The sequence below is a fragment of the Curtobacterium sp. AB7 genome (assembly GCF_044909335.1).
Taxonomy (GTDB): Bacteria; Actinomycetota; Actinomycetes; order Actinomycetales; family Microbacteriaceae; genus Curtobacterium.
The window spans coordinates 58,180-85,044 of sequence record NZ_JBIYED010000003.1; the positions used below are offsets into that span (position 1 = coordinate 58,180).

General features: G+C 73.1%; 23 protein-coding genes. 5 read left to right on the top strand and 18 right to left on the bottom strand.

Features of this window, described 5'->3' with window-relative positions:
- Positions 1-302: 302 nt before the first annotated feature.
- From ABH929_RS08780 to ABH929_RS08790, 3 genes are all read right to left on the bottom strand, one after another.
- Positions 303-2,960 (bottom strand): phosphoenolpyruvate carboxylase, encoded by a 2,658-nt coding sequence (locus ABH929_RS08780; protein WP_404560899.1) that lies wholly within the window; start codon positions 2,958-2,960, stop codon positions 303-305.
- Between the two features lie 225 nt (positions 2,961-3,185).
- Positions 3,186-3,479, bottom strand: a complete 294-nt coding sequence (locus ABH929_RS08785; RefSeq protein WP_240347285.1) for a DUF2470 domain-containing protein — start codon at positions 3,477-3,479, stop codon at positions 3,186-3,188.
- Entirely contained in the window at positions 3,476-4,159 is a 684-nt protein-coding gene (locus tag ABH929_RS08790) for a heme oxygenase (biliverdin-producing) (protein WP_263092064.1), read from the bottom strand. The genes ABH929_RS08785 and ABH929_RS08790 overlap by 4 nt, the downstream gene beginning before the upstream one ends.
- A 58-nt stretch (positions 4,160-4,217) precedes the next feature.
- Between ABH929_RS08790 and ABH929_RS08795 the strand changes: the two genes are divergently transcribed.
- Complete coding sequence (locus tag ABH929_RS08795; protein ID WP_404560900.1) at positions 4,218-5,063, top strand: siderophore-interacting protein; 846 nt, start codon at positions 4,218-4,220, stop codon at positions 5,061-5,063.
- 191 nt (positions 5,064-5,254) lie between these two features.
- On the top strand, positions 5,255-5,821 hold the full coding sequence (locus ABH929_RS08800) for a GIY-YIG nuclease family protein (RefSeq protein ID WP_404560901.1): 567 nt from the start codon (positions 5,255-5,257) through the stop codon (positions 5,819-5,821).
- A 47-nt stretch (positions 5,822-5,868) separates the two neighbouring features.
- Here the strand turns inward: ABH929_RS08800 and ABH929_RS08805 are convergent, their stop codons facing one another.
- The 4 genes from ABH929_RS08805 to ABH929_RS08820 form a co-directional block, all read right to left on the bottom strand.
- Complete coding sequence (locus ABH929_RS08805) at positions 5,869-7,419, bottom strand: GMC family oxidoreductase (protein ID WP_404560902.1); 1,551 nt, start codon at positions 7,417-7,419, stop codon at positions 5,869-5,871.
- The gene (locus tag ABH929_RS08810; RefSeq protein WP_404560903.1) at positions 7,416-8,858 is read right to left on the bottom strand and encodes an alpha/beta fold hydrolase; all 1,443 of its coding nucleotides are present in this window, start codon (positions 8,856-8,858) and stop codon (positions 7,416-7,418) included. The genes ABH929_RS08805 and ABH929_RS08810 overlap by 4 nt, the downstream gene beginning before the upstream one ends.
- Positions 8,859-8,934: 76 nt before the next feature.
- A complete protein-coding gene (locus ABH929_RS08815; protein ID WP_404560904.1) occupies positions 8,935-9,903 on the bottom strand; it encodes a hypothetical protein in 969 nt (322 codons plus the stop codon).
- 49 nt (positions 9,904-9,952) lie between these two features.
- Complete coding sequence (locus ABH929_RS08820; RefSeq protein ID WP_263092070.1) at positions 9,953-10,204, bottom strand: DUF4287 domain-containing protein; 252 nt, start codon at positions 10,202-10,204, stop codon at positions 9,953-9,955.
- A gap of 131 nt (positions 10,205-10,335) precedes the next feature.
- Here ABH929_RS08820 and ABH929_RS08825 point away from each other — a divergent pair, with 131 nt between their 5' ends.
- From ABH929_RS08825 to ABH929_RS08835, 3 genes are read left to right on the top strand one after another with little or no spacing between them, the layout of a single operon-like run.
- Positions 10,336-11,529 (top strand): amino acid ABC transporter permease, encoded by a 1,194-nt coding sequence (locus ABH929_RS08825; RefSeq protein ID WP_404560905.1) that lies wholly within the window; start codon positions 10,336-10,338, stop codon positions 11,527-11,529.
- The gene (locus ABH929_RS08830) at positions 11,529-12,302 is read left to right on the top strand and encodes an amino acid ABC transporter ATP-binding protein (protein WP_263092072.1); all 774 of its coding nucleotides are present in this window, start codon (positions 11,529-11,531) and stop codon (positions 12,300-12,302) included. The genes ABH929_RS08825 and ABH929_RS08830 overlap by 1 nt, the downstream gene beginning before the upstream one ends.
- Before the next feature lie 52 nt (positions 12,303-12,354).
- A complete protein-coding gene (locus ABH929_RS08835; RefSeq protein WP_404560907.1) occupies positions 12,355-13,386 on the top strand; it encodes a transporter substrate-binding domain-containing protein in 1,032 nt (343 codons plus the stop codon).
- Positions 13,387-13,758: 372 nt separating this feature from the next.
- On the opposite strand, the gene ABH929_RS08840 is transcribed toward ABH929_RS08835, so the two are convergent.
- From ABH929_RS08840 to ABH929_RS08890, 11 genes are all read right to left on the bottom strand, one after another.
- Complete coding sequence (locus tag ABH929_RS08840; protein ID WP_404560908.1) at positions 13,759-14,940, bottom strand: LLM class flavin-dependent oxidoreductase; 1,182 nt, start codon at positions 14,938-14,940, stop codon at positions 13,759-13,761.
- Complete coding sequence (locus ABH929_RS08845) at positions 14,937-16,565, bottom strand: ABC transporter substrate-binding protein (protein WP_404560909.1); 1,629 nt, start codon at positions 16,563-16,565, stop codon at positions 14,937-14,939. The genes ABH929_RS08840 and ABH929_RS08845 overlap by 4 nt, the downstream gene beginning before the upstream one ends.
- A complete protein-coding gene (locus ABH929_RS08850) occupies positions 16,562-18,199 on the bottom strand; it encodes a dipeptide ABC transporter ATP-binding protein (protein WP_404560910.1) in 1,638 nt (545 codons plus the stop codon). Before ABH929_RS08850 ends, ABH929_RS08845 begins: the two co-directional genes overlap by 4 nt.
- Positions 18,196-19,101 (bottom strand): ABC transporter permease, encoded by a 906-nt coding sequence (locus ABH929_RS08855; RefSeq protein WP_404560911.1) that lies wholly within the window; start codon positions 19,099-19,101, stop codon positions 18,196-18,198. Before ABH929_RS08855 ends, ABH929_RS08850 begins: the two co-directional genes overlap by 4 nt.
- Positions 19,098-20,138: an ABC transporter permease gene (locus ABH929_RS08860; RefSeq protein WP_404560912.1), complete on the bottom strand. Its 1,041-nt coding sequence runs from the start codon at positions 20,136-20,138 to the stop codon at positions 19,098-19,100. The genes ABH929_RS08855 and ABH929_RS08860 overlap by 4 nt, the downstream gene beginning before the upstream one ends.
- The gene (locus ABH929_RS08865; protein ID WP_404560913.1) at positions 20,135-21,199 is read right to left on the bottom strand and encodes an LLM class flavin-dependent oxidoreductase; all 1,065 of its coding nucleotides are present in this window, start codon (positions 21,197-21,199) and stop codon (positions 20,135-20,137) included. The genes ABH929_RS08860 and ABH929_RS08865 overlap by 4 nt, the downstream gene beginning before the upstream one ends.
- Positions 21,196-22,632, bottom strand: coding sequence for an NtaA/DmoA family FMN-dependent monooxygenase (locus ABH929_RS08870; protein WP_404560914.1), 1,437 nt, complete (start codon positions 22,630-22,632; stop codon positions 21,196-21,198). The genes ABH929_RS08865 and ABH929_RS08870 overlap by 4 nt, the downstream gene beginning before the upstream one ends.
- Positions 22,629-23,915 (bottom strand): LLM class flavin-dependent oxidoreductase, encoded by a 1,287-nt coding sequence (locus ABH929_RS08875; RefSeq protein ID WP_404560915.1) that lies wholly within the window; start codon positions 23,913-23,915, stop codon positions 22,629-22,631. Before ABH929_RS08875 ends, ABH929_RS08870 begins: the two co-directional genes overlap by 4 nt.
- 10 nt (positions 23,916-23,925) lie before the next feature.
- Positions 23,926-24,354 carry a carboxymuconolactone decarboxylase family protein gene (locus tag ABH929_RS08880; RefSeq protein WP_404560916.1) on the bottom strand — a complete coding sequence of 143 codons (429 nt, stop codon included), beginning with the start codon at positions 24,352-24,354 and terminating at the stop codon, positions 23,926-23,928.
- Positions 24,355-24,684: 330 nt separating this feature from the next.
- A complete protein-coding gene (locus ABH929_RS08885) occupies positions 24,685-25,962 on the bottom strand; it encodes an NtaA/DmoA family FMN-dependent monooxygenase (protein ID WP_404560917.1) in 1,278 nt (425 codons plus the stop codon).
- Positions 25,959-26,735 carry an LLM class flavin-dependent oxidoreductase gene (locus tag ABH929_RS08890; protein ID WP_404560918.1) on the bottom strand — a complete coding sequence of 259 codons (777 nt, stop codon included), beginning with the start codon at positions 26,733-26,735 and terminating at the stop codon, positions 25,959-25,961. Before ABH929_RS08890 ends, ABH929_RS08885 begins: the two co-directional genes overlap by 4 nt.
- Positions 26,736-26,865 lie beyond the last annotated feature (130 nt).

The following is a 26,865-nucleotide window of genomic DNA, read 5'->3' on the forward strand; positions in this document are numbered from 1 at the left end:
GATTCGACGGGGGAACCGGGGTGGTCCTCACACCCCGCTCACGTCCGCCGAGGGGTCAGGAACTGTCGCGCGGCAACCGCGCGGCCGACACTTCGTGACCTCTCGGGGGCGCGGCTCGGGACGTGCGCGGAGACGGACGGGAGGCCCGGTGCCAGCTGGCACCGGGCCTCCCGTCCCCCACGGCGAGCGGTCACGGCACGCCGCTCACGTCCGTCGAGTGGTCGCGACCGGTCGCGCGGCGACGACGGAGCCGACCGTTCGTGACCACTCGGCGGGTGCGGCCGGGCCAGGTGGGGCCAGCGTCAGCCGGTGTTCTGCAGGCCGGCGGCGATCCCGTTCACGGTGAGGAGGAGCAGCCGGTGGTCGGCGTCGGTCGGGTCGGTGCTGCCCGTCGTCCGGATGGACCGGAGCGCGCGGAGCTGCAGGTGCGACAGGGCGTCGACGTAGGGGCTGCGCAGGCGCACGGCCCGGGCCAGGACCGGACGGTCCTCGAGCACGTCGCTGCCACCCGAGATCCGCAGCACCCAGTCACGGGTCCGCGTCATCTCGTCGAGCACCTTGGCGGCGAGGTCGTCGCGGTCGGCGAGCTCGAGGTACCGGCGGGCGATGTGCTCGTCGGTCTTCGCGAGCGACATCTCGACGTTCTTGATCATCGCGCCGAACAATGGCCACTCGGCGTACGCGGCACGCAGGACGTCGACGTCACCGACGGCCTCGAGGGCGGAGCCGAGCCCGTACCAGCCGGCCAGGTTGATCCGCGCCTGGGTCCACGAGAACACCCACGGGATTGCCCGGAGGTCCTCGAGCGACTCGACCGACAGCCCCCGGCGGGCCGGGCGGGAGCCCAGCGGGAGCAGCCCGATCTCCTCCATCGGGGTGACCCGTGCGAACCACGGAGCGAACCCGTCCGCCTTGACCAGCTCGTAGAACGCGACGCGCGAGACGTCGTCCAGCTGCTGCGCGAGGTCGGCGAACCGGGTGGCCGCAGCGGCCGTGCGCGCCTCGTTCGACGGCGACGACGCGAACAGGGTGGCCGAGGCCATCTGCTCGAGGTGACGGGCCGCGATGTCCTGGTCGCCGTACTGCGCGAAGATGACCTCGCCCTGCTCGGTGAGCTTCAGGCGACCGTCGATCGATCCCGGCGGCTGCGCGAGGACGGCCTCGTTGGCCGGGCCGCCGCCGCGGCCGAGCGAACCGCCGCGGCCGTGGAACAGGGTGAGCTCGACCTCGTTGTCCCGCGCCCAGTCGGCGATGCGGGCCTGGGCGTCGTAGAGCGCCAGGTTCGCGGAGACCGGACCGACGTCCTTGGACGAGTCCGAGTAGCCGAGCATGACCTCGAGCCGACGGCCGGTCGCGGCCAGTCGACGCTGGAACGTCTCGGTGCGGACGGCCTCGTCGAGGATGTCGACGCTGGCGTGCAGGTCGGCGAAGGTCTCGAACAGCGGGATGACGTCGAGCACCGGCGCGGCCTCGGGCGAGCCGAGTGCTGCGACGGCGAGCTCGTGCACGTTCGCCAGGTCCGCCGCCGACTGCGTGAAGGACACGATGTACCGGCTGGCGGCACGGACCCCGTAACGGTCCTGCAGTTCGGCGATGGTCCGGAAGACCGCCAGGACCTCTTCGGTGGTCTCGCTGAGCGCGCCACCGGCCCGGATCTCCGCCAGGGCCGTGCGGTGCACCTGCGAGTGCTGCCGGACCTCGAGCTCGGCCAGGTGGAACCCGAAGGTCTCGACCTGCCAGATGAGGTTCTGCAGCTCGCCGTTCGCCGGACGGATCGCGCCGGCGGCGACGAGCGACGCCTGGATCGTCCGGAGGTCGGCGAGCAGGGCGTCCGGGCCGTCGTACGCGAGCGGCGTCGTGCCCTGGCGGGTGGCGTCGATGCGCGCGGCGGTGAAGAGGAGCGCACGGCGGTGGGTCTCGTTCGGGGCGCGGACGCCGATGCGCTCGGCGATGCCCGGGTCGAGCGACTCCTGCGCGGCCACGAGCGCGGTGAGTCCGGCGTCGGCCGGGGTGTCGCTCGCGTCGAGGGTCAGGGCGCTGCCGATGCGGGTGGTGGCACGGGTGAGCCCGATCAGGATGTGCTCGGCGGCGATCTCCGCAGCCTGACGCGTGATGTCGGCGGTCACGTGCGGGTTGCCGTCGCGGTCGCCACCGATCCAGGTGCCGAACCGCACGAACGCGGGCGCCGTCACCGGTGCACGTCCGGCGTCGTCGCCCTGCAGCCGGTCGTCGAGCAGGCGGTAGACCTGCGGGACGATCTCGAACAGCGTCTGGTCGAAGACGCTCATGGCGGTCCGGACCTCGTCGAGCGGGGTCGGACGGGTCGTGCGGAGCGGCGAGGTGCGCAGGAGCGTCGTGATCTCCTCGAGCAGCCGTCGCTCGTTCTCGGCACGCGCCGTGGCGTTCTTCGAGCGGTCGCGCTCGTCGATGAGGTCCGTGATGCGCCGCACGCCCGTGGTCACGGCACGACGGCGGGCCTCGGTCGGGTGCGCGGTCAACACCGGGTGGAACCGCAGCGTCCGGAGTCGCTCGGCCGCCTCGGCCTCGCCGACCTCGGCCACGAGTTCTGCGTAGGTCGCCGGGAACGAGTCGCCGGCCAGGCCGCCGTCGTCGCCGCGCTGCCGGAGCACCCGCACGCGGTGGTGCTCCTCGGCCAGGTTCGTGAGGTGGAAGTACGTCGTGAAGGCCTGCGCCACCGCTTCGGCGCGCTCGGCCGACATCGCGGACACGAGGGTCTGCGCGCGGGCAGCACCCTCGGCGTGGTCGCCCTCGTAGGCGTCGATCACGGCCGCACGCAGTGACTCCACGTCACGCAGCAGCTCGTCGCCACCGTTCTCGCGCAGCACCCGGCCGAGCAGGTTGCCGAGGTAGCGCACGTCGGCGCGCAGGTCACTGTCGACCGCGCCGCTGACGTCGTCCCGAGCGCGCTCATGGCGCGCCGATCCGTCGATCGCCGTCATGGGGTCCTTTCGGGGTCGTCCGGGAACACCGTCCCGGCTCCGAGCAGCGTATCGGCCCGCGGCCACCCGTGACGTCGACCGTCCGGACGGATCAGCGGGCAGGGCGCGCGGGGCGCGAGCGCGCACGGAGGACGCCGGGATCGCGACGCGTGGCGGGAGCACCCCTGCAGTTGCGACGCGGTCCGCGATCCCGGCGGGTCTGTGGTCGGCGCGGATCGGCTCGGTTCAGCTCGGTTCGGCGAGCTGGGCCTGCGCGGCGGAGTGGACCTCGACGATCTGCACCCGCGCCGAACGGCGGTCGGTCAGCGGCGACGTCCAGGGCACGATGACCTGTTCCTCGTCGCCGTCGTCGAGCCGGGCGAGCCAGACGCCGGCGATCGCGTCGATCTCGGTCATCGTCGCGGCCACGGCGGTCGCGGCCCCGTTCGCGCGGACGATCGTCAGGTTGTCGGCCGTGTGGTCGGCGTTCATGTGCCGGAGGACCGCGCGGCGCGCCTCGTCGTCGAACGGCTCGGTCACGCGGTCACCGCCACGTCGCCGACCCCGTCGGTGACCGGACGACGCCGGGCATCGAGCCCCTCGAGCAGGCCGTTGTTGAGCGAGTACGCCAGTTCGACCTCGGCGATGACCCGCTCCTGCTCGTCGGCCGTCCACGGCGCCGCGTCGAGCTGCGCGCGGTACGTGTCCTTGAAGGCACTCGGGTCCGCGACCTGGTCGAAGATGTAGAACAGGACGCCGTTCGTGTCGAAGCCGAACTGGTCGGAGAGCATCCGACCGATCATCTGCCCGCCGGACAGGTCGCCGAGGTACCGCGTGTAGTGGTGCGCGACGAAGCCGCCCGGCCACTCGGCCGCGACCTCGTTGAGCCGCCGCACGTACGCCGTCGTGGCGGGGAGCGGGCAGACCAGCTCGGACCAGTCCGGGCCGATCAGGTACTCGAGGTCGGCACGGATCGCCGGCATCCGGGTGAGCTGCGACGTGACGAACGGCGCCGCCACCGGGTGGTCCGCCATCCGTTCGGCCGCACGTTCGAGGGCGTCGTAGACGAACGAGTACTGTCCGAGCAACGCCGCGTAGTCGGCGACGTCGCACTTCCCGCCGAGCAGGTCGTGCATGAAGCCGTTCCCGGCCGAGGAACCGTGCGAGCGACGCGTGCGCTTGCGCAGCAGCTCGGAGAACGGGATGACGGTCGTGTCCATGAGGTAAGGCTAACCTTAGTTCGACAAACGTCAAGCAGGAGAGAGGACGCTCGTACCGATGAGCTCCAAGCCCAAACGCCCCCATCACGTCTTCGTCGTCGACCGCACCGAGCGACTGTCGCCGCACATGGTGCGCGTCCACCTCGGCGGACCGGCCTTCGACGACTTCGTGGGCACCGCCGACCCGGACAAGCTGGCCGCCACCGACAAGTACGTCAAGCTCCTGCTCGCCAAGCCGTCGCTCGGCCTCGAACCCCCGTACGACCTCGAGGAACTGCGCGAGACGCTGCCGAAGCAGGACCGGCCGGCCCGCCGCACGTACACGGTGCGGGCCGTCGACCACACCGCGCGGACGATCGCCGTCGACTTCGTCGTGCACGGCGACGACGGCCTCGCCGGGCCCTGGGCCGCAGCCGCGCAGCCCGGCGACAAGCTCGCCCTGTCCGGTCCCGGCGGTGGTTACGCGCCCGCCGACGACCCGGACGTCACGCACGTCCTGCTCGGCGACGACAGCGCCCTGCCGGCCATCGGTGCCGCGCTGGAGTCCATGTCCGACACGGCCACGGGCATCGCCCTGGTCGAGGTCGCCGGGCCGGCCGACGAGCAGCAGATCGCGCACCCGGCGGGGGTCGACCTGCGGTGGCTGCACCGCGACGCCACCGGCGCCCAGCCGGGCACGCTCCTGCTGGACGCGGCCCGGGCGCTGCCCCGCGCCTCCCGGCCGGTCCAGGTCTTCGCGCACGGCGAGCGGACCGCGATGAAGGCGATCCGTCGGCTGCTGCAGGACGACTGGGGGCTCGAGAAGCGCGAGATGTCGCTGTCCGCCTACTGGGCGCTCGGGCGCGGCGAGGACCAGTTCCAGGAGGAGAAGCGCGAGCCGGTCGGCGTGATCTTCACCGACTGACGGGTCTCGGCCTGCATGGTTCTTCCCAGAGCGGTTGCGATGGGAAGCGGAAACGGGCGTACCTGGTCGTTCCAACCGACCAGGTACGCCCGGTTTCGGCAGGTACGCACCGGTCCGGCGCGGGTGCGCACGGTGCGCAGGACGGACGGGAGGCCCGGGGCACGTCGGTGGGTCCGGCTAGCGTTCGGGACATGGTCACCTCGTCGTGCTGCGTGCCGGGTTGCGCTCGCCCCGCTGCGGACGCACTCGCGGGCGTGCCCCTCTGTGCGACGCACGTCACGCTGGTGACCGAGTTCGCGGCTGAGCGCGTCGGTGTCGAGGACGCCCTGCCGGGGCCGTGCCCGGTGTGCGGATCCCGCGTCGGGGTGCGGTTCCCGACGGCGTTCGTCTGCGCACGGTGCGAGTGGCGGTGGGGCGACGTGCCCGACGGTGACCTCGCTCCCCCGCGGGTCGACGTCGTGTACTACCTGCGGATGCGCGACGACTTCGGCGACCGGGTGAAGATCGGCACGACGAAGAACCCGAGGCAGCGGCTGGCAGCGATCCCGCACCAGGACCTCCTGGCGTTCGAGCGGGGCGACCGGTCGCTCGAACGTCGGCGGCACGCGCAGTTCGCGGCCACCCGGTACCCGGGCACCGAGTGGTTCCGGGCGACGCCGGAGCTGCTCGCGCACGTCGGTGCCGTCGCCGCCGGTGTGGACGACCCGTGGGACCTGCATGCCCGGTGGACGAGCGAGGCGCTCGCCCTGCGCGGCTGAGCGGGGCGGGCCGGAGCGCTTCCGCGCCGCCGGCCCGCCCACGCCGGTCAGGCCGCGCGGAGCATCCGGTCGGCGGTGCGCAGGGACAGCGCCATGATCGTCAGCGCGGGGTTCGCGATGACGGCGCTCGGGAACACCGAGTTGTCGGCGATCCACAGGTTCGGGACGTCCCACGAGCGGCCGTCGGGGTCGACGACCGAGGTCTCGCGGTCCGCGCCCATGCGGGCCGTGCCGATGGTGTGCGCGGTGCGCTCGAGGACCCGGATGTCCTTGCCTCCGGCGGCCTCGACGATGGTCGTCATCGTGCGGACCGCGTGGCGGCGGATGGCGTCCTCGTTCGCGCCCGGGGTGAACGAGACCCGGGCGCGTGGCACGCCGTGCTCGTCGACCTCGTCCGCGAGGACCAGCCGGTTGTCGTCGTAGGGCAGGCACTCGGCGTTGATGCCGACGCCCGCCGAGTGCGGGTAGTCCTGGAGCGCCCGCACGAGCTCGGCGCCGCGCAGGCCGCCACCACGGACGAGCGTGTTGGCGAAGGTCTGCGGCTGCACGCCGAGGCTCTGGATCAGGTACCCGCCGGCGAAGTCCGCGTCGGCGGGGCGGACGAAGTCCTCGGTGATGATCGACGACGGGTAGCCGCGGTAGGACCGCATCGACTCGTCGAACCGTGCCCAGACCTGGGTGGCGCCGTGCGCGGTGAAGTTCCGGCCGACCTGGTCGTTGCCGTTCGCGAGCCCGGTGTGCAGCAGCAGGCGCGGGGTCTCGATGCCGCCGGCGGCGAGCACGAGGGCACGGCAGCGCTGCCGGTGCTCGCGGCCGTCGTGGGTGTACAGCACGGCGTTGACCTCGCCAGCGGCGTCGAGTTCGATGCCGTGCACGAACGAGTCCGGCCGGATCTCGGCGCCGAACGCCACCGCCGCAGGCAGGTAGGTGGTGTCCATCGAGACCTTCGCGCCGTTGCGGCAGCCCTGGTGGCACGAGCCGCAGGAGACGCAGGCGTGCCGGAGGCCGTGGTGCTCCTGGTGGCGGTCCTCGGTGGTCAGGCCGACGGGGGCGTCGGTCGCGGTGATGCCGGCGGCCGCGGCCCCGCGCATCATCATGTCCGACGAGGCGTTGCGCGCCGGCGGACGCATCCGGTAACGGCGCGACGGGTCCCACGGGTAGTGCTCGGGTCCGGCGACCCCGACGTCGTGCTCGACCTGCTCGATCCAGCCGGTGAGCTCGGCGTGGCTGATCGGCCAGTCCTGACCCTGGCCGCTCTCGGAGCGCAGGCGCAGGTCGTGCTCGCTCGGGCGCGGTGTGAACGCACCCCAGTGCAGCGTCGAACCACCCACCCCGGTGCCGCTGTTGTTCGGGCCGAACGCCGTCGGGGCACCGCCGCCGCTCAGCCGCTCGTCCATCCAGTTGATGTCCCCCGGGGCGGCGACCTCGTCGGGCACGTGGTCGCCCGGCTCGGTGTTGCGACCGGCCTCGAGGGCGACGACCCGCAGGCCGCGTCGTGCCAGGGAGGCCAGCAGGGGCGCTCCGCCGGCTCCGGTACCGACGACCACCACGTCGACGACGTCGTCGTTGCCGTAGGTGCGCTGTCCGTCGAGTCTCATCGTGCTGCTTCCGTCGTCGTGGTGCCGTCGTGGGTGTCGTCGTGTGTGTCGTCGCGGGTGCGCTCGCGGCGGTCGGGCGCCGCTGGTTCCCAGGCCTCGCGCTGGTCGGCGGCGAGCAGCTGGAAGCCCTGCTTGCGGACGCCGTCGCCCCCGTTCGCGAAGCCGTCGAAGTCGATCGCCGCCATCGTCGCCGGGTGCGCGAGCCAGTGCTTCACGAGGTCGACGCTGGCGTCCTCGTACCAGGCGCGCAGCTGCTCGGCGTCCATCACGGCGTCCATCACGTCGTCGTGTCCGGCACCCCGCACACCGTCGGCGCGGTACCGTCCGGCAGCCACGTCCTGCAGGGCGCTGTCGAGCACGCCGTCCTGTGCCGGGCCGGCCAGCACGTCGAGCGCTGCCCGGTACGCCTCGAGGTCGGTGGGCATGCCGTCGACGCGCCATCCGTCACCGAGCCCCGCGGCGAGCTGGTCGTCGACGCGCAGCGCGAGGTCGACCTGACGGTCGCCCGGCTGCGGCACGACGATCCGAGCGACCGCACGGAGGGTCTGCAGTTGCCGGGCGGTGAGCGCTCGCGGCTCGGCGGTCGGGTCGTCGGGCAGCGAGCGGGCCGCCAACAGCGAGCGCATGCGGGCGCTGACCCGCGGCGAGGCGATCACGCGCGCGAGCTCCACCGGGACCACGGGAGCCCCGGTGAACCGGCGGGTCCAGAAGTCGCGGATGCGGTCCGCCACCGCCTCGGGCTGCTCCCACGGCAGCAGGTGTGCGGCACCCTCGACGACGTGGAGCTCCGAGTCGGGCCAGTGCGGCAGCGTCAGGCGACGCTGCGCCTCGGCGTCGAGGTCGCCGTCCTCGGCACCGGCGAGCACGAGCGCCGGCACCGGGTTCGGGGCTGCGTCGGACCAGTCCTCGCGGCTGCCGCGCGTGAGCCACGCCGTCCACGCGCCGGGGTCGGCGCGCTCGACGTCCTGCACGGCAGTCGTGTGCCGCTCGGGCGCCAGGGTGGACGCGGTGTTCGCGTCGACGAACTCGGCGGCGTGGGCCGCGCTGATCGGGCCGTCCGCCGCCCAGGACAGCATCGCAGCGCGGCGGTCGTCGTCCATCGGTTCGGGCGCCAGCGGCGAGGCTGCGAGCAGCACCACGGCCTGCAACCCGAACAGGCCGTTCGCGCCGGACATCGTGCGGTCCGCGACGACCGTGGCGACCTTGCCGCCCATGGAGTGACCGACCAGCACCCACTCGCTCGCGCCGCTCGCGCCGATCGCGCGCTCGACGAGCACCGCCATCTCCTCGACGGTGGTGCCGGACGACGCCGGGCTGCGGCCGAAACCGGGCAGGTCGATGCCGATGAGTTCGAGGTCGTCACGGATCAGGGCGCGGCGGAGCAGGGCGAACTCCTCGGAGCTCGCCCCCAGCGCGTGGAGGCAGAACGCAGGGGTCACTCCTCTTGCCTACCGGTCGCTCCGCGACGGACCCAGGCGGCGTGTACCCCGTCGGTCGATCTTGTCCCCCGTCCGGTCACCGTGCGTACGCGTCCACGAAGAGGTCGCCACGGATCTGCCGCAGGGTGTCGGCGAGCCGGTCGACCGTGCGGCCGGAGATGCCGGACACCTGCAGGTCGTACGGCCCCAGCGCCGGCAGGCGTCCGGTGCGGATGCGGACGACCTCCCAGCCGACGGCGCGGACGGCGCGGTCCTTCCTGCGGTCGGTGTCCTGCCGCGGGCCGACGTGCTCGAGGCCGTGGCGGCCGGTCGAGTCGTACTCGATCGCGACGCGCAGCTCGGGCAGGATGATGTCCGGCCAGACCTCGACGTGGTCGAAGAACGGCCGGTCGAGGCGGATCGCGGAGTGGTCGTAGGTGAACGCGAACCGGTCGGACAGCGCCGCACGCAGCTCGGCCTCGACCGCGGACGCCGTCGCCGGGGCGCAGACGCTCGTGAAGGACTCGCCCGAGGGCAGCCGCGGGGTCTTCGGGCAGATCGTGCGGGGCACCGGCTGGCTCGGGCGTCGCGGCGTCCCCGGCACCGGTCGACGTGCGCGGGTGCGGCTCGAGGCGACGGCACCCGCCGGGGTCCCGCGGGAGGGCGCTGCCGGCAGGGTCTGGCGACCGGTGGCCCGGACGACCCGCTGCGGGACCGGCACCTGCGACGGCCAGTCGGACGGCAGGACCGGCCAGCGCTGGGGCTGCGCCTGCACCGCGCACTCCGGACACCACACCGAGCGCCGGCGTTCACGACCCGGTCGGGACCGCTGTTCGGCCGGCGTTGCGACGAAGACGTGGCCGACGTCGCACTCCCACGTCAGCAGGACCTCGGCCGCCGGCGGGACCTGGGTCAGGACGACGCCGTGGTTCCAGTCCGGGTGGTACTGCCGGATGAGCACCGGGTACGGCGCCCAGTCGGCGCGGAACTGTCCGACGGCGTACGGGACGGCCTCGCCGCGCGACCACTGTCGGCGGCGCCACCACGCGTCGACGGGTTCGGCCACGTCCACACGCTAGGCACCGCCACCGACACTGCGGGAACCCGGGGTGCGCTCAACCTGCCAGGGCCTGCTTCGCGTAGGCGACGAGCGCGTTCGCATGGCCGTGGCCGAGCCCGTGCTCGGTCTTCAACCAGGCCACCACCTGCATGTGCGGGTGGTCGTCGAGCCGCTCGGCGACCAGGTCGAGCCACTCCTGGACCGGGCGGCCGTATGTCTTCTCGATGCTCGGGAAGTACGACGCCGGCCCCTTCGGCTTGCTGCCGTCCGCCGGGGACGCCGGAGCGGTCACGCGGTGCGCTGTCATGGCAGAACAGTACTGCGCAACCGGCGTCACGGAACGTCATGCGCGCGGCGACTGTGACTCCGCGTTCCGCCCCGTAGCGGTGTGTTGCACGGTGCGTTGTCCAGGGACCGCGACCCTTCTACGGTCGCGACATGACCGACACCAGAACGGGACTGCCCCGCGACGCGACCAGTGCCGTCGCCGGCACCGACGGGGTCGACGCGACCGGCGTCGACCACGCGGCCGGAACGCCGGGCGCACCACGGGCCTCCCGGCCGACCGGCGCGACCGACGGGACCGACGGCACCGACGGCACCGACGGCACCGACGGCACCGTCGACGCCGCCGGACGCGCCGCGCTCGACCGGCCCGTCCTCCCGTTGCGGCACCCGCTGCGCTGGATCGCCGCGGCCGTCGTGCTGGTGGTGCTCCTGAACTTCGTCGAGACGCTGTTCACGAACGAGTCGTGGGGCTGGCCGGCCGTCGGGAAGTGGCTGTTCAGCCCGGCGATCCTGACCGGCCTGCAGCTCACACTCGTCGCGACGGCGCTCAGCGCGGTCATCAGCTTCACCGGCGGCATCGTCGTCGCGATCGCCCGGCTCTCGCGCAACCCGGTGCTGTCCGGGCTGGCGTGGGGGTACGTCTGGCTGTTCCGCTCCGTGCCGCTCATCCTGGTGCTCGTCTTCCTGTACAACCTCGGGTCGCTGTACCCGACGATCGGCATCGGGATCCCGTTCGGGCCGCAGGTCGAGGTCACCACGGCCAACGTCCTCGGCGACCTGGCCATCGGTGTGATCGGCCTGAGCCTGAGCGAGATCGCCTACGCGTCCGAGATCGTCCGCGCCGGCGTGCTCGCCGTCGACCACGGCCAGCACGAGGCCGCGCAGGCCCTCGGCCTCCCCCGGCGTCGCCAGTTCGTGCGGGTGATCCTGCCGCAGGCACTGCGGTCGATCGTGCCGGCGTTCGTGAACCAGGTCGTCGGGCTGCTCAAGGCGTCGTCGCTGCTGTTCTACGTGTCGCTGCTCGACCTGTTCGGCGTGGTGCAGAACCTGTCCAGCACCTACCCGACCGACATCATCCCGCTGCTCGTCGTCGCCACGCTCTGGTACCTCGCGCTCACCAGCGCGGTCTCGGTCGTGCAGTACTACGTCGAGCGGTGGACCGCCCGCGGCTCGGTCCGGGCGTTGCCGCCCACGCCGTTCCAGCGGGTGCGGGCCGCCGTGCGTCGCGGTTCCGGACGTGGGTCTGGACGACCTGGAGGCCCGGATCACGCCCGGCAGGCCGCCTCCGCCGCGCGCGGGGTCGCATCCGGCCCCGGTTCCACCATCGACGACAGGACCATCTGATGAGCGCAGCGATCAGCATCCAGGGAGCCGTGAAGGCGTTCGGCGACACGGTCGTCGTCGACGGCGTCGACCTGTCGTTGCCGTCCGGGAGCGTCACCGTGGTGCTCGGCCCCTCCGGGTCCGGCAAGTCCACGCTGCTGCGCGCGATCAACCACCTCGAACCGCTCGACCGCGGCGTGGTCACGGTCGGTGGCGAGACGATCGGCGTCCGGCTCCGGACCGGGCGCGACGGGGTCCCCCGCTACAAGGAACTGCCCGAACGCCTGATCCTGCGGCAGCGGTCGCGGATCGGCTTCGTGTTCCAGCACTTCAACCTGTTCCCGCACCTGACCGCGCTCGAGAACGTGGCCGAGGGACCGATCGCCGCCGGGGTCCCTCGTGCGGCGGCGCATGCCCGTGCGGCGGCCCTGCTCGAGCGCGTCGGGCTCGGCGACCGCGCCGACACCCGGCCGCGGCAGCTCTCCGGCGGGCAGCAGCAGCGCGTGGCCATCGCGCGGGCACTGGCGCTCGAGCCGTCGGTCGTCCTGCTCGACGAACCGACCTCGGCGCTCGACCCGGAGCTCGTGGGCGAGGTGCTCGGCGTCATCCGGGGGTTGGCGGACACGGGCACCACGCTCGTCATCGTCACCCACGAGATCGCCTTCGCCCGCGAGGTCGCCGACCACGTCGTGTTCCTCGACCACGGCCGCGTCGTCGAGCAGGGCTCCCCCGCCCAGGTGCTCGACGATCCGCAGCACGCTCGCACGCGGGACTTCCTGTCCCGCGTCCGCTGACGCCGTCCCCTCGACCTTCCTTCTTCCCCTTCCACCCGATCCCAGGAGAACCATGTCCCCCACCACCCCCGCACGCTGGCGGAACCGCGCCGGCGCCCTCGTCCTCGCCACCGGAGTCGTCGTCGCCCTCGCCGGGTGCGCCACGTCGGCGTCCGCCGGCTCCGGCTCCGGCTCTGGCTCCGGCGCGTCCGACGGCACGGTCACGATCGGCGCCGCGTCGAACGGTGCCGCCACCGAGACGAAGGTCACGGTCGACGCGGACGAGAAGCTGCACGACGAACTCCCCGCCTCCGTCAAGAAGTCCGGCAAGCTCGTCGTCGGCATCGGTGCGCTGCCGGCAGGGTTCCCGCCGCTCGCGTTCACCGGCGACGACCAGAAGACGCTGACCGGCTCCGAGCCCGACCTCGGCAGGCTCGTCGCCGCGAAGCTCGGCCTCGAGGCCCAGGTGCAGAACGCCACGTGGGACAACCTGTTCGTCGGGATCGACGGCGGCAAGTACGACGCCGGGTTCTCGAACATCACGGTGACCGAGCAGCGCAAGGAGAAGTACGACTTCGCCTCGTACCGTCAGGACAACCTCGCGCTGCAGGTGCCGGAGGACTCCTCGTTGACGTTCGACGGCGACCCGTCCGTGCTCGCCGGCAAGACCGTCGCGGTGAGCTCCGGCACCAACCAGGAGCTCATCCTGCTCGGCTGGAAGGCCGACCTGGCGAAGCAGGGCAAGACCATCACGATCAAGTACTACCCGGACGGCAACGCCGTGAAGCTGGCGCTCGACTCCGGCAAGATCGACGCCTACTTCGGGCCGAACCCGACGGTCGCGTACCAGAACACGTTGAGCGCGGACGGCGCGAACCCGACGAAGACCGCGGGCACGTTCTCCGGCGCGGGCGGGGACCTGCAGGGGCTCATCGCGGCGACGACGAAGAAGGACAGCGGGCTCGCTGAACCCATCGCGGACGCCATCGACGAGCTGATCGACGACGGCACCTACGCGAAGTGGCTGAAGGCCTACAACCTGTCGAACGAGGCCGTGCAGCACTCCGAGGTCAACCCGGAGGGGCTGCCGCTCGACGCGAGCTGAGCCGGGCTCGTCCGGGGCGGGCTCGGCTCGGAACGACTCCCTCGATGTCGCACGACGTCGAGGGAGTCGTTCTGTGCGCGTGCACCGTCCGACATTCCACGAGGTGATCGACACGTGCATCGTCGGAACATGCACGCGCACTCGATGCATGTGCAAAGGACGACGATCCACCTGACGATCAACGGGTGCATCGTCGGAACATGCACGCGCACCGGCCGCAGGCGCACCGACGCCGAACGACATCGTCGACGTCGCACGACGACCACGATGTCGCTCCGTGCAGGCGCCACCGGTTGCACGCGCGCACGAACGACGAGCCCGATGTCGTGCGACATCGAGCTCGTCGTTCCGGGTCGACACGGACCAGTACGGTCAGCGCACCCCGGCACCCACGCCAGCCCCCGCACGCGCAGCACCGGCACCAGCACCAGCAGCACCCCGCGCCGCCCACTCCGCCGCGAGCAGCTCGTACGAACGCACCCGGGCGTCGTGGTCGTGCGTGATCGTCGTCACCAGGAGCTCGTCCGCGCCCGTCGCCCGCTGCAGGACCTCGAGGCGGTCCGCGACGGCCGCAGCGTCGCCGACGAACCGGGTGGCGAGCCGATCGGCGACCGACCCTGCCTCCGCCGCAGCGAGCGGCGTAGCACGTGCCGCGGACGGGGTCGGGTACTCGATCGCCCCGACGCCGGAGCGGATCGAGTGCACCCACTCCGCGTACCCGAGCGACAGCTCCGCGGCCTCGGCCTCCGTGCGCCCGACGACGACGTCCGCGGACACGACCACGTGTGGCGCCTCGAGCACCCCGGGGCGGAACGCGTCGCGGTAGGCCTGCACCGACGCCAGGACCGTGCCGGGTGACGTGTGGTAGTTCGCGCCGTACGGCAGTCCGAGTGCTCCGGCGACCCGGGCGCTCTCGCCGCCGGTCGACCCGTGGATCCACAGTTCGACTGCGGCTCCGGTGGCCGGCGGCGCCCCGACGACGGCGCCGTCCCGCGACCAGGTGCCGGCGAAGAGCTCCCGGACGAGCGACAGCTCGCCCTCGAACCGGTCGACGTCACCGGGGACGCGTCCGAGCAGCTCCCCCTGCAGGGCGAACCGGCTTCCCGGTGCGATCCGGAAGTCGAACGGTGCGGGCACGAGCAGTCCGTCGACGACCTCGTCCGAGCGGGGTACGAGCGACGGCGGCTTCGGGGTACCGGGTGCCGGCGCCCCGGAGCGGCCGAGCCCGAGGTCGATCCGCGGCCCGTACAGCGCAGCGAGGGTGCCGAAGGTCTCGGCGATCTGCAGCCCTCGGACGTTGCCGACGAGCGTCGCCGCACTGCCGACCCGGATCGTCGACGTGGCCGCGGCGACCGCCCCGATCACGATGGTCGGCGCGCTGCCCGCGACACCGGGGTTGAGGTGGTGCTCGGCGAGCCAGTAGCGGGCGTACCCGGCACGTTCCACGGCGACGGCCAGGTCGACGGTGCGGTGGAGCGCCGTGGCTGCGGACGACCCGGCGGTGACCGGCACCAGGTCGAGCACCGAGAGCGGGACGGAGCGAGCGGCGCTCACGAGGCGTCCTTCCACGCGCCGGTCAGCTGGTCGAGCCGGGTGTCGGCGCCGAACACGATGCCGTGCACGTCCGTCGCCGGCGCGATGATGCTGGTGAGTTCGTGCACCGGGACGAAGTCGACCTGGGACGCGATGCGCCGCTGGATCTCCCCGAAGGTCGCCGACCGGTCGGCCGCCGACGACTGCGACAGCTCCTTCGTGAAGAGCGCGTCGAGCGTCGGGTCCGACGCACCGATCGACTGGGCACCCGAGCTGGAGAACTTCGACCGCAGGACGTCGCCGTCCGCGCGCGAGCTGTTGTCCCACGACAGGTCCCAGTCGCCGCTCGTCAGGTTTGCGAGGTACTGCGGGACGGTGCCGCTCTCCAAGGTGACACCGACGCCGATCTTCTTCAACTCCTGCTGGATGAGTTCGAGCGAGGTCTGGTTCGGCCCGAAGTTCGTGATCCAGATGAGCTTGAGCTGCAGCTTCTGGCCGTCCTTCGCGCGGATGCCGTCGGAGCCCTCCTCCCACCCGGCGTCGTCCAGGGCGGCCGCAGCGGCCTTCGGGTCGTACGCGGCCGAACCGGACGACGTGTCCGCGTACCCGGGCGTCGTCGACCCGAGGACCGAGTCCGCGACCTCGAACAGGTCGTTGAGGGACGTGTCCCGCACGGTCTTCGGGTCGACGGCCTGCGCGATCGCCTTCCGGACGACCAGGTCGGACACGACCGGCCGCTTCTGGTTGAACGTCAGCCCGAACACCTGGCCCGGGTTGGCACGGGTGACGAGGTCGTACTGCGCCTGCAGGGTGTCGACGTCGCTCGGCTGCACGCTGCTGATCGCGTCGAGCTGCCCGGACTGCAGGCTGCCGGTGCGGACGCTCGCCTCGGGCACGACCTGGAACGTGACCTTCGACAGGTGCGCCGCCCCCAACCCGCCTCGGGCCGCGGGGCCCCAGTCGTACCCCTTTCGCTTCGTCAGGACCGTGGACGTGTTCTTCGTGTACGACTGCAGCGTGAACGGTCCGGTGCCGATCACGGCCTTCCCGTCGGCGCGGTCGTCGAACGGGGTCTCGGTGGTCTTCGGGGCGACGATGCCGAGGGCGACCGACGACGCGGCGTTCGGGAACGCGGCGTTCGGCGCCCCGAAGTCGACCTCGACCGTGTCGTCGTCGACGACCTTCGTCCCCGTGTAGCCGGAGAAGTACGCGGCGGCCGTGCTCGATGCGCCGGCCGAGGCGATGTCGTCGAAGGTGTCCTTCACGGCCGCCGCGTCGAACGCGGTGCCGTCCGAGAACGTGACGCCGGAGCGCAGGTCGAACGTGAACGCAGTGGCGTCGGCGTTCGCCTTGTACTTCGTCGCGAGCCACGGCTTGAGCGAGCCGTCGGACGGGTCCTGCCAGAGCAGGGAGTCGACGAGCTGCCGGGTGATCGCGAGCGTGTCGTTGCCGGCGCCGGTGCCCGTCGGGTTGAGCGTGATCGGGTCGTTCGCGATGGCGTAGGTGAGCGAGCCGCCGTCGACCGGCTTCGACGACGAGGACGTCGACGCGGTACCGCCCGACGAGCAGCCCGCCATGACCAGGGCCGCCGCGGTGCCGGCCGCGATCGCGGCCACCAGACGGAACGAGGTGCGGTGGGTGGTCATGAGGCTCCTTCGGGGGTGGGGACGCGCCGGGATCGTCCCGGGATCGCGTCGAGCAGTGCGCGCGTGTACTCGTGCTGCGGGTCGTGCAGCACCTGCGCCACGTCGCCGTGCTCCACGACGCGGCCGCCCCGCAGGACGGACACCTCGTGGGCGATGCGACGGACGACGGCGAGGTCGTGGGAGATGAACAGGTAGGAGACGCCGAGCGTCGACTGCAGCTCCGCGAGCAGGTCGAGGATCTGCGCCTGGACGGACACGTCGAGGGCGGAGACGGGTTCGTCGAGGACGATGAACGACGGGTCGAGTGCGAGTGCCCGGGCGATCGCCACACGCTGCCGCTGACCGCCGGAGAGCTCCGCCGGGCGACGACCGAGCACGGAGGACGGCAGCGCGACGAGGTCGAGCAGCTCCGCCGCCCGAGCCGTACGGGACTGCCGGGTGCCGATGCCGAAGGCCGCGAGCGGGTCCGCGATCACCGCCCCCACCGACAGCCGTGGGTGCAGCGCCGCGTACGGGTTCTGCTGCACGATCTGCGCCCGTCGCCGGTACGCCCGCAGCGCCGCACCGCGGGCTCCGCCCACGTCGGCACCGTCGAACCGCACGCGGCCGGCGTCCGGGCGTTCGAGTCCGAGCACGAGGCGCGCGGTGGTCGACTTGCCCGACCCGGACTCCCCCACCAGCGCCAGGGTTCGGCCCCGAAGGACCGTCACGTCCACCCCGTCGACGGCGGTCACGCGGTCGAAGGACTTCCGCAGTCCGGTCGCGACGACGAGTGGGTCGCCGCTGTCCGTCGGGAGGCCCGTGGGACGTCCCACGGACGCGCTCACGTCGTCGAGACTGGGCGCCGCTGCGATCAGTGCGCGCGTGTACGCCTCACGGGGTGCGCCGAGCACCTCGGCCGGGGTGCCCTGCTCGACGATCCGTCCCTCGGACATCACGACGATGCGGTCGGCCCGGTCGGCGGCGACCCCGAGGTCGTGCGTGATGAACAGCACGCTCGTGCCCCGCTCGGCGACGAGCCGGTCCAGGTGGTCGAGGATCGTCCGCTGGACCGTGACGTCGAGTGCGCTCGTCGGTTCGTCCGCGACGAGCAGCTCCGGGTCGCCGATCAGGGCGATCGCGATGAGCACACGCTGCCGCATGCCGCCGGACAGCTCGTGCGGGTACTGCCGCGCACGGAGCTCCGGACGGTCGATGCCGGCACGGCGGAGCTCCTCGACGGCGCGTTCCCGGGCCTCGGCACCGGCGGCGAGTCCGTGGATCCGGAGCACCTCGGCGACCTGGGTGCCGATCCGCGTCACGGGGTTGAGCGACACCATCGGGTCCTGCGGCACGAAGCCGATCCGCACGCCGCGCACGGACCGTACCTGGCGGTCCGTCGCGGTGACCAGGTCGAGGTCCCCGGATCCGTCGGCCGCCCCGGAGAGCCGCACAGTGCCTCCCGTCAGGTCCGCCGCTGCGGGCAGGAGCCGGAGGACCGCGTGCGCCGTCGTCGACTTGCCCGAACCGGACTCGCCGACGATGGCGACGCGCTCGCCGCGGCCGACGTCGAGCGAGACGCCGTGGAGCGCGGTGCGCGCACTGCTGCCGCGACCGTAGGTGACGGTCAGGTCCCGGATGCTGAGCAGGCTCATCGGACGGCCCTCCGTTCGGTGTCGAGCGCGCGCGCGACGCGGTTGCCGGCGAGCACCGTGACCGCGATCACGACCCCGGGGATGGTCGTGAGCCACCACGACGACGCGATGAAGTCGCGCCCGGTGGCGACGAGCGAGCCCCACTCGGGTTGCGGTGGCTGCGCGCCGTAGCCGAGGAAGCTCAGGCTCGAGACGGCGAGGATCGCGGTGCCGAACTCGAGGGCGGCGAGCACCAGGACGGGACCGGCCGCGTTGGGCAGCACGTGCACGAGCAGCACGCGCCACCAGCGGTTGCCGTTCGCGCTCGCGGCCTCGACGTACGGCGCGGTGCGGACCCGGACGACCTCGGAGCGCATGATGCGGGCGATCGTGGCGATGCTCGCGACGCCGACCGCCACCGCGACGTTCACGGTGCCGAAGCCGAGCACGGTGACGATCGTCAACGAGAGCAGCAGGCTCGGGATCGCGAGCAGGACGTCGGCGACGCGCATCAGCACGGCGTCGACGACCCCGCCGACGAAACCGGCGACGAGCCCGACGAGCGAGCCGCCGACCAGGCCGATGACGATCGCGAGGACCGCGGCCTGCAGCGTGAGCGCGGTGCCGTGCACGACACGGGCGTACAGGTCGCGGCCGAGCTGGTCGGTGCCGAACCAGTGCGCGGCGTCGGGAGCGGTGAGCCGCGCGGCCGGATCGGCGGCGAGGGGATCGTGGTGGGTGAGCGCTCCGGGCAGGAGCGCGGCGAGCACGACGAGGGCGAGCCAGACGAGGGCGACGGTGAGCGTCGGACGGGCGACGAGCGCACGGAGCGCTGTCGTGGTGCCGCCGGGGACGCGGTCGGGGACGCCTCCGGTGGCGAGCGACGCGGGGCGCCCGATGGCGAGCTGCGTGGTCTCGGTCATGCGGGGACCGCCTTCGGTTCGGTGGCGCTGGACGGAGTGGTGCCGGGCGTCGCGCCCGGTGTCGCGCCCGGTGTCGCGCCGTCGTGGTCGCGGAGCTTCCGACGGCTGCCGGCGACCACGACGCGCGGGTCGAGCAGCGGGTACACGAGGTCGACGACCAGGTTCACGACGACGAAGATCGCGGCCGCGAGCAGCACGATGCCCTGCACGACGGGGCTGTCCTGCTGCTGCACGGCGGTGGCGGTGACCCGACCGAGGCCCGGACGGGAGAACACCGTCTCGGTGACGACGGTGCCGGAGAACAGCTGCCCGACGATGAGTCCCGTCACGGTGAGTGCGGGCAGCGCGGCGTTCTTGAGCGCGTGCCGGAGCTGCACCCGCCACCGCCCGGCACCCTTGGCGTACGCGGTGTCCACGTACGGCTCGCGGAGGGTCTGGACGAGGGACTTCGACAGCAGCTGGGCGATCGTGGCACCGGTCGGCAGCGCCAGGGTGACCGCCGGCAGGACGATCGATGCCGGGCCCTCGCCGCCGAACGCCGGGAAGACATGCAGCCCGAACGAGAACCACTGCACCAGCAGCAGCGCGAACCAGAACCCGGGGACGGCGACGCCGACCGGCGGCAGCTGGAGCAGGAACTGGCCGAGGGCCCGGTTCCGGGTCCAGGTCGCCAGGACCGCGACGCCGCCGCCGAAGACGATCGCGAGCACGAGGCCGGCGACCGCGATCTGGGCGGTCGGCGCGATCGCTTCACCGATGACGTCGGCGACCGGTCGGCCGACCCCGATCGAGCGGCCGAGGTCGCCGGTGAGCAGGGCGCCGAGGTGCTGGACGTACTGCACGAGCACGGGCTGGTCGAGACCGTACTGGTGTCGGAGCGCGTCGAGCTGCGCCGCCGTGACGTCGGTGGCGTCCGGGCCGACCATGATCCGTGCGGGGTCGCTCGGCAGCACGTAGAGGACGAAGAACGAGATGGTCCACGCCGCCCAGAGCACGAGCACGGCCTGGCCGATGCGGGAGAGCACGTAGCGGGTCATGCGGCGACCACCCCCTGCGGCGCCGGCGCCGGGGTCGGAGTCGGCACCGACCGAGCCGTCCGCGCCGTCCATCCGAGCGCCGGTGCGACCTCCGCCACGACGTCCGAGACGATCTGCTCGTACTCGTCACCGGCGAACTCGTAGGGCAGCTCGATCCGGAACTCGTCGACCTCGGCCAGGGTGGCGTCGTGCACGAGCTGCTCGACGATCTGCTCGGCGGGCCCCACCAGGTCGGCGGAGAACAGGGTCCGCCGCGGTCCCTGGGGCGCGGTCTGCCGTGCGAGACGGGACTCGTACCAGGTGCGGTACCGCTCGCGCGAGACCCTGTCGGCCGAGTCGGTCGGCACGACGCACCGGCCCCAGGCGACGCGGGGCGTGCGGCCGGTCGGCAGGGCGGCGCGGTACGCCGCGAGCTGGTTCCGCTGGGCCGTGCCGTAGTCGTCGGTGCCCTCGCCCGAGGTGAGGTTGCCGAGCAGCAGGTTGAGTCCGGAACTGCCGGCGAAGGAGGCCGACCGGAGCGACCCGCCGCCGTACCAGACCCGGTCGACCAGACCCGGTGCGTACGGCTGCAGCCGGGGGCGCTGGACGTTCCCGGGGCTCTGGATGACGGTGTCGTCCGCGCCGAGGAACGCGCCGCGCAGGTTCTCCACGAACCGGGACACCCGCCCGTACCCGCGGTCGAACGTGCGCCAGTCGCCGTCGAAGACCAGGTCGCCCAGGATCTCGGCGTGCGGCGATCCGGTGGACAGGCCGACCTGCAGCCGGCCGTGCGACAGGACGTCGGCGAGCGAGAAGTCCTCGGCCAGGCGGAAGGGACTCTCCCACCCGATCGGGACGACGGCGACGCCGAGCTCGATGGCGGTGGTCCGCTGTGACGCCGCCGCCAGGAAGACCGCGGCCGAGCCGATGCCGTGCTCGAGGTGCCGGTGCCGGACCCAGGCGCCGTCGACGCCGAGCCGCTCGGCTGTGGCGAAGAGGTCGAGGGTGGCCTCGAGGCCGTCGACGGGGGCGTCGTCCTCGAAGTTGCCGGGGACGAGGATCGCGAGGCTGGAGACCGTCACGCGAGCACCCCGGTGGACGCTGCCGCACGCGCCGGCCCCGCCGCTGCGGCCGTGCGTGCGGCGGCCGAACGGTCGCGGATCGTGCCGGGTAGGTCGAGCGTCTGCCGGAGGGTCGCACCCTCGTCGTAGGACTGCCGGTAGACGCCGCGCTCCTGCAGCAGCGGGACGACCGTGTCGACGAACTCGTCGAGGCCGTACGGGTTGGTGTGCGGCACGACGACGAACCCGTCGGTGGCGCGCTCCTGCACGTACCGGTCGATCTCGGCGGCGATGTGCGACGCCGTCCCGACGAACCCGCCGCGGGTCGAGGCGCGGATGACGAGGTCGCGGATCGACAGGTGCTCGGCCTCGGCCAGGTCTCGCCAGGACTGCACCAGGGCAGGGACGTCGCGGGTGTGCCGCGCGCGCCCGCGGGTGATCGCGGCGCCGTCGTAGTCGGGCTCGATCGTCGGCAGCGGGCCGTCGACGTCGTACGACGACAGGTCGCGGTTCCAGACCTGCTCGAGGAACGCGATCGCCGTGGCCGGGCTGACCTGGGCGCGACGGATGGCGTTCGACCGTTCTTCGGCGTCCTCCGCCGACGACCCGATCACGAACGTCGCGCCGGGCAGGATCTGCAGCTCGTCCTTCGACCGGCCGACCCGTTCGAGTCGTTCGGTGACGTCGCGGTAGAAGGCCTGCGCGTCGTCGAACTCGGTGTGCAGCGAGAAGATGACCTCGGCGTTCGCGGCGGCGAGGTCACGCCCCTCGTCGGAGTCGCCGGCCTGCACGATCACCGGGTGCCGCTGCGGGCTGCACGGCACCGGGAACGTGCCGGTGACGTCGAACTGCGGGCCGTGGTGGTCGACGTCGCGGATGCGGGACCGCTCCGCGAACACGCCGTCCGCCAGCGCGCCGCCCGCGGCGGTGCCGGCGACGACGGCATCGGCCTGCCACGAGTCCCAGAGCTCGCGGGACAGCGCGATGAACTCGGCGGCCCGCGTGTACCGGTCGGCGTGGGCGAGGAACCCGCCGCGGCGGAAGTTCGCGCCGTGGAACGCGTCCGAGCTCGTCACGACGTTCCACCCGGCACGACCGTCGGTCAGGTGGTCGAGCGTGGCGAGCTGCTTCGCGAGCTCGACCGGCTCGTTGAACGTCGTCTGCAGGGTGCCGACCAGCCCGATGTGGTCGGTGATCCCGGCCAGGGCGGCCAGGACCGCGAGCGTGTTCGGACGCCCGACGACGTCGAGGTCGTGGATGCGCCCCTTCTGCTCGCGGAGCCGCAGGCCCTCGGCGAGGAACAGGAAGTCGAAGAACCCGCGCTCGGCGTTGCGGGCGAAGTGCTCGAACGACGAGAACGCGATCTGGCTCTCGGCGCGGTCGTCGCTCCAGATGGTGGTGTTGTTCACGCCGGGGAAGTGTGCGGCGAGGTGGACCTGACGCTTGGTGCTCATGCTGAGACCCCCAGGGAAGACGGACGGGCGTACCGGCTGACCGCCGGGGCGATGCCGAGCCGCGTGCGCAGGTCGGCGGTGGGACGGGACGCCACGTCGGCGCGGAGCCCGGCGGTGACGAGGGCGGGGACGAGCTGCCGGGCGATCGCGGTGCTGTCGATCGGGACGCGCAGGGGGCGGAGCCGGACGCCGGCGTAGCCGAGGCCCCGCAGGTCCCCGATCAGCGACACGAGTTCGGGCACCGTCGTCGCGAGCACGGACGTGTCCGACCCGGAGCCGACGGCGTACGGGGTGCCGGCAGCGGCGTCGAGCGCGGCGAGCTCGTCGGCCGCGGCAGCGGTCGAGGACCCGATCAGGACCGCGAGGTCGGCGAGGACCGGACGACGGACGTCCGACCCGGCCACCTGCTCGTGGTGACGGACCTCGTCCAAGAGGACCCGCGCCTCTCCCCACCAGCTCGGCCCGCCCGCCGCTTCGCGACGGTCGGGTACCGGCTGGCGTGGGCCCCGGCCGTCGTACCCGGGCGTGACGAGCACGACGTCCGCAGCGTCCACGGCGAACGCCGCAGCGTCGGCGCGGTGGGCCAGGGCGAAGACCGGCGGTCGCCCCTGCGGCGACCGCGGCACGATCGACGCGCCGTGCACGGACAGGTGACGGCCCGCGTACTCGGCGTTGTGGATCCGGTCGCGGTCGACGAACCGGCCGGTCGTGACGTCGCGGATGATCGCGTCGTCGTCCCAGCTGTCCCAGAGGCGGGAGACGACCTCCGCCGCCTCGCGGGCCTCGTCGAACAACGTGGCCGCGTCGTCGCCGCCGGGTCGACGGCCGAAGAGGGCCGCCTCGCGGGTCGTCGGGCTCACCTGGATCCGCCACCCGGCTCGCCCCAGCGAGACGTGGTCCAGGGTCTGGAGGCCCGTGGCGACGTGGAATGGTTCGGTGTGCGTCACCGAGACGGTCGGCACCAGACCGACGGCTCGGGTCGCGGGGGCGACGGCGTTCGCGACGAGGAGGGCGTCGAGGCGTCCGACGACGGTCGTGGTGTCGAGGTCGTGGTCAGCAGCCGTCGGGTGCGTCGGGCCGGGGCCTTCCGGGCGCGTCGGGCCCGCGGTGAACGAGTCCTCGATGGTGACGGCGTCGATGCCGAGCCGGTCCTGCTCGACGACGACCTCGCGCCAGTGCCGGAGGCTCGACAGGCGCTGTGCGGCCGGACCGGCGACGCGCCAGGCGGCGGGGTGCCAGCCGGCGCCCTGCAGCGCATTGACGAGGGTGATGCGGTCGGGCATGGCAGTCCTCCTAGTGGGTGTGCGCGGCGTGGTCCGCGGCGGCGGGCGCCGGGGTCGCGTCGGCGGGGGTCGCGGCGGCGGGCGCCGGGGTCGCGTCGGCCGGGGTCGCGTCAGCGCCGAACTTGAAGCCGAGCCGGCCGTGCGCGAAGCCGCCGCCGGCGCGGATCGCGGTGGCGACCCAGGCGGCCTCGGCGAGTTCGGCCTCGGTCGCACCGGCCGTCACCGCGCGCTGGCTGTGGCCGTCGATGCAGTAGACGCACTGCGTGGTGATGCCGACCGCGAGGGCGATGAGCTCCCGGTACTTGAGCGGGATCGCGCGGCCCTCGGCCTGGAACACCGACTCGTCGAACTGGACGAAGGCCTTGAGGATGTCCGGGGTCTGCTGCTTGTAGACCTTCGTGAAGGTCTTGTCCTGTTCGCGGTCGAGGTAGTCGGTCATGTCGGCGACGCTAGGGCGGTCAGGGCCCCGAGGCGACGGGTGTTGCGGACCGTGACCGGCGGTGTCGCCGTGTGACACGGTGCCGCCGGCCGGCCGTCACACGGCGTCACGCGCGGCGCGGGCGCGCGGTCCGCGCGGGCGCGCGGTCCGCGCGGGCGCGCGGTCCGCGCGGGCGCGCGGTCCGCGCGGTGCGGCCTCCGTCGGTCGGTGCGAGGTTGCTCGCTCCGTGAGCGGCTGCAAGCCCGCACGGCGCGACCAACCTCGCACCAGATCAACGCACTCGCACCGTGCTGCAGCCCGGCCGCACCGCGGACCGCGCACGGTGCGAGGTCAGAGCCCCCGTGCGCGCGACGCGAACCGCCCGCGCAACGTCACGTCCTCGTACGACCGGTGGAACACCCCGCGTCGCTGCAGGATCGGCACGAGCTCGTCCACGACGGTCTCGAGGCCCCGCGGGAACTCGTCGATCATCAGGTTGAAACCGTCGGCGGCACCGGTGCGGTACCAGTCCTCGATGGTGTCGGCGGCCTGCTCCGGGGTCCCGACGACGATCCGGGCGCCGTACCCGCCGAAACCCCGCAGCACGTCCCGCAACGAGGTGTTGTTGGCGCGCACCCACCGCACGACGGTCTCGTGGTAGCCGAGCGAGGGCCCGTAGGTGACCGGGTCGACCTCGCGGTCGAGGATCGCGGACGGGATCGGCGCGTCCTGGTCGAGCCCCGACAGGTCGGCGTCGAGGTGCGTCCCGAGCGCCCGGAGCGAGTAGCCGTCCGGCGCCAGGGCCTCGAGCTCGTCGAACCGCCGCTGCGCCTCGGCCTCGGTGCTGCCGAGCACGAGCGACAGTCCGGGCACGATCGCGACGTCCGATGCGCTGCGCCCGTACGTCTCGGCGGCGGCCTTGACGGCGCACCGGTGCTCCCGCGCGGGTTCCGGGGTGAGTTCGACGGCGAAGACGCCCTCGGCGACGCGCGCCGCCAGGTCGCGCCCGTGCGGCGATCCTCCGGCCTGGAACACGACCGGGTGGCCCTGCGCCGACGAAGGGACCCGGAGCGCGCCCTCGAGGTCGAGGAACTCGCCGTGGTGCACGACCGGCTCCCCCGTCGCGGCGGACCGCCAGAGCGCCGTCACGAGGTCCACGAACTCCCCCGCGCGGGCGTACCGCTCGGGCCGGTCGGGGTTCGTCGCGACACCGAAGTTCGCGGAGACCGAGCGGTCGTAGGTGGTGACGGCGTTCCAGGCGACGCGCCCGCCGGACACCGTGTCCAGCGACAGCAGCCGCTCGGCGAGGTCGAACGGGTCGTTGTACGTCGTCGACGCGGTACCGACCAGCCCGAGGTGGCTCGTCGCGTCGGCGATCGCCCCGAGCGCCACGAACGGCTCGAGCAGCCCGTACGCGCGGACGTTCGGATCGCCGAACGCCGGGTGGTCGGCGAAGAAGACCATGTCGAGCAGGCCGCGTTCGGCGGTGCGCCCGAGGTCGGCCCAGAACTCCGCCGTGAGCAGGTCGGTGGGGTCGACGTCCTGGGTCCGCCAGGCCGCCGGACGCTGCCCGAAGCCCTGCAGGTTCACGCCGAGGATCAAGCCGGCGTCGCCGCCTGCACCCGTCACGCGGTCACCGCCGCGGCGTCCGGCACGTCCAGCCCGAGCAAGGCGCGGAGCGTCGGTCGCGTCACGGTCGACCGGGAGGCCCGGCGCGGCTCCGCCCCGTCCGTCGCCCTCGGCAGCGGTGCGAGCGGGTGCGCCAGACCGCCGAGCACGAGGTCCGCTCCTGGCACGTCGACGTCGTGCCAGACCGCGAGGACGGGTTCGCCCTGGCGGCTCGACGGCGTCGTGAGCGGTCCGCGGACGCGGTAACCGTCCGGCCCGCCGTCGTGGTCGAGCGGTCGGATCCGGTCGGTGTGCGCGAAGACGCCCGACGTGCGGTCACCGACGATGCTGTCGAGCGGCCAGGTGCGCCACAGCCCGCGGAGCACCCGGGCGAACTCGGCAGGGTCGTGCGGCGCGCCGGTACTCGGTGCTCCGGTGTGCGGTGCGCCGTGGTCCCGAGCGCCGACGACGATGCCCACCCGGCCGTCCAGGACGTGGTCGAGCGAGAGCACCCGGCGGGCGACGTTGTACGGGTGCTCGCGGGTCGGTGCCACGGCGACGAGGAACCCGTGCTCCGGCAGGGCCCGGCCGAGGGTGAGCGCCGCGGTCGTCGGGTCCAGCCGGTGGCCGGTGCTCGCCAGGGGGTCGAAGCGGTCGGTGCCGATCGCCACGACGGCGGCTCCGGAACCGACGATGCGGACCGCGAGTCGGGCGATGCCGCCGGGTGTGGCAGCTGCCGCGGCGAGGTCCGCGTCGGACACGGCGACGATGAGCGGTGCGACGGGTGGGGTCACGACGGTGCCTTCCGTTCCGGTGGGAGCGGCTCGCCACGGTCACCTCCCCAGCGTCCGTGGCGAGCCGGTGCACCGACCGTAGGTGCCCTGACCGTCCCGGTGCCCGCAGGTGTCGGTGGGTTGCTCCGCG

What these genes read in the sequence shown, in the direction of transcription:
- ABH929_RS08780 (WP_404560899.1), bottom strand. Translation starts at nt 2,960, where the DNA reads ATGACGGCGATCGACGGATCGGCGCGCCATGAGCGCGCTCGGGACGAC.
- ABH929_RS08790 (WP_263092064.1), bottom strand. Translation starts at nt 4,159, where the DNA reads ATGGACACGACCGTCATCCCGTTCTCCGAGCTGCTGCGCAAGCGCACG.
- ABH929_RS08795 (WP_404560900.1), top strand. Translation starts at nt 4,218, where the DNA reads ATGAGCTCCAAGCCCAAACGCCCCCATCACGTCTTCGTCGTCGACCGC.
- ABH929_RS08800 (WP_404560901.1), top strand. Translation starts at nt 5,255, where the DNA reads ATGGTCACCTCGTCGTGCTGCGTGCCGGGTTGCGCTCGCCCCGCTGCG.
- ABH929_RS08805 (WP_404560902.1), bottom strand. Translation starts at nt 7,419, where the DNA reads ATGAGACTCGACGGACAGCGCACCTACGGCAACGACGACGTCGTCGAC.
- ABH929_RS08820 (WP_263092070.1), bottom strand. Translation starts at nt 10,204, where the DNA reads ATGACAGCGCACCGCGTGACCGCTCCGGCGTCCCCGGCGGACGGCAGC.
- ABH929_RS08825 (WP_404560905.1), top strand. Translation starts at nt 10,336, where the DNA reads ATGACCGACACCAGAACGGGACTGCCCCGCGACGCGACCAGTGCCGTC.
- ABH929_RS08830 (WP_263092072.1), top strand. Translation starts at nt 11,529, where the DNA reads ATGAGCGCAGCGATCAGCATCCAGGGAGCCGTGAAGGCGTTCGGCGAC.
- ABH929_RS08835 (WP_404560907.1), top strand. Translation starts at nt 12,355, where the DNA reads ATGTCCCCCACCACCCCCGCACGCTGGCGGAACCGCGCCGGCGCCCTC.
- ABH929_RS08845 (WP_404560909.1), bottom strand. Translation starts at nt 16,565, where the DNA reads ATGACCACCCACCGCACCTCGTTCCGTCTGGTGGCCGCGATCGCGGCC.
- ABH929_RS08850 (WP_404560910.1), bottom strand. Translation starts at nt 18,199, where the DNA reads ATGAGCCTGCTCAGCATCCGGGACCTGACCGTCACCTACGGTCGCGGC.
- ABH929_RS08855 (WP_404560911.1), bottom strand. Translation starts at nt 19,101, where the DNA reads ATGACCGAGACCACGCAGCTCGCCATCGGGCGCCCCGCGTCGCTCGCC.
- ABH929_RS08860 (WP_404560912.1), bottom strand. Translation starts at nt 20,138, where the DNA reads ATGACCCGCTACGTGCTCTCCCGCATCGGCCAGGCCGTGCTCGTGCTC.
- ABH929_RS08870 (WP_404560914.1), bottom strand. Translation starts at nt 22,632, where the DNA reads ATGAGCACCAAGCGTCAGGTCCACCTCGCCGCACACTTCCCCGGCGTG.
- ABH929_RS08875 (WP_404560915.1), bottom strand. Translation starts at nt 23,915, where the DNA reads ATGCCCGACCGCATCACCCTCGTCAATGCGCTGCAGGGCGCCGGCTGG.
- ABH929_RS08880 (WP_404560916.1), bottom strand. Translation starts at nt 24,354, where the DNA reads ATGACCGACTACCTCGACCGCGAACAGGACAAGACCTTCACGAAGGTC.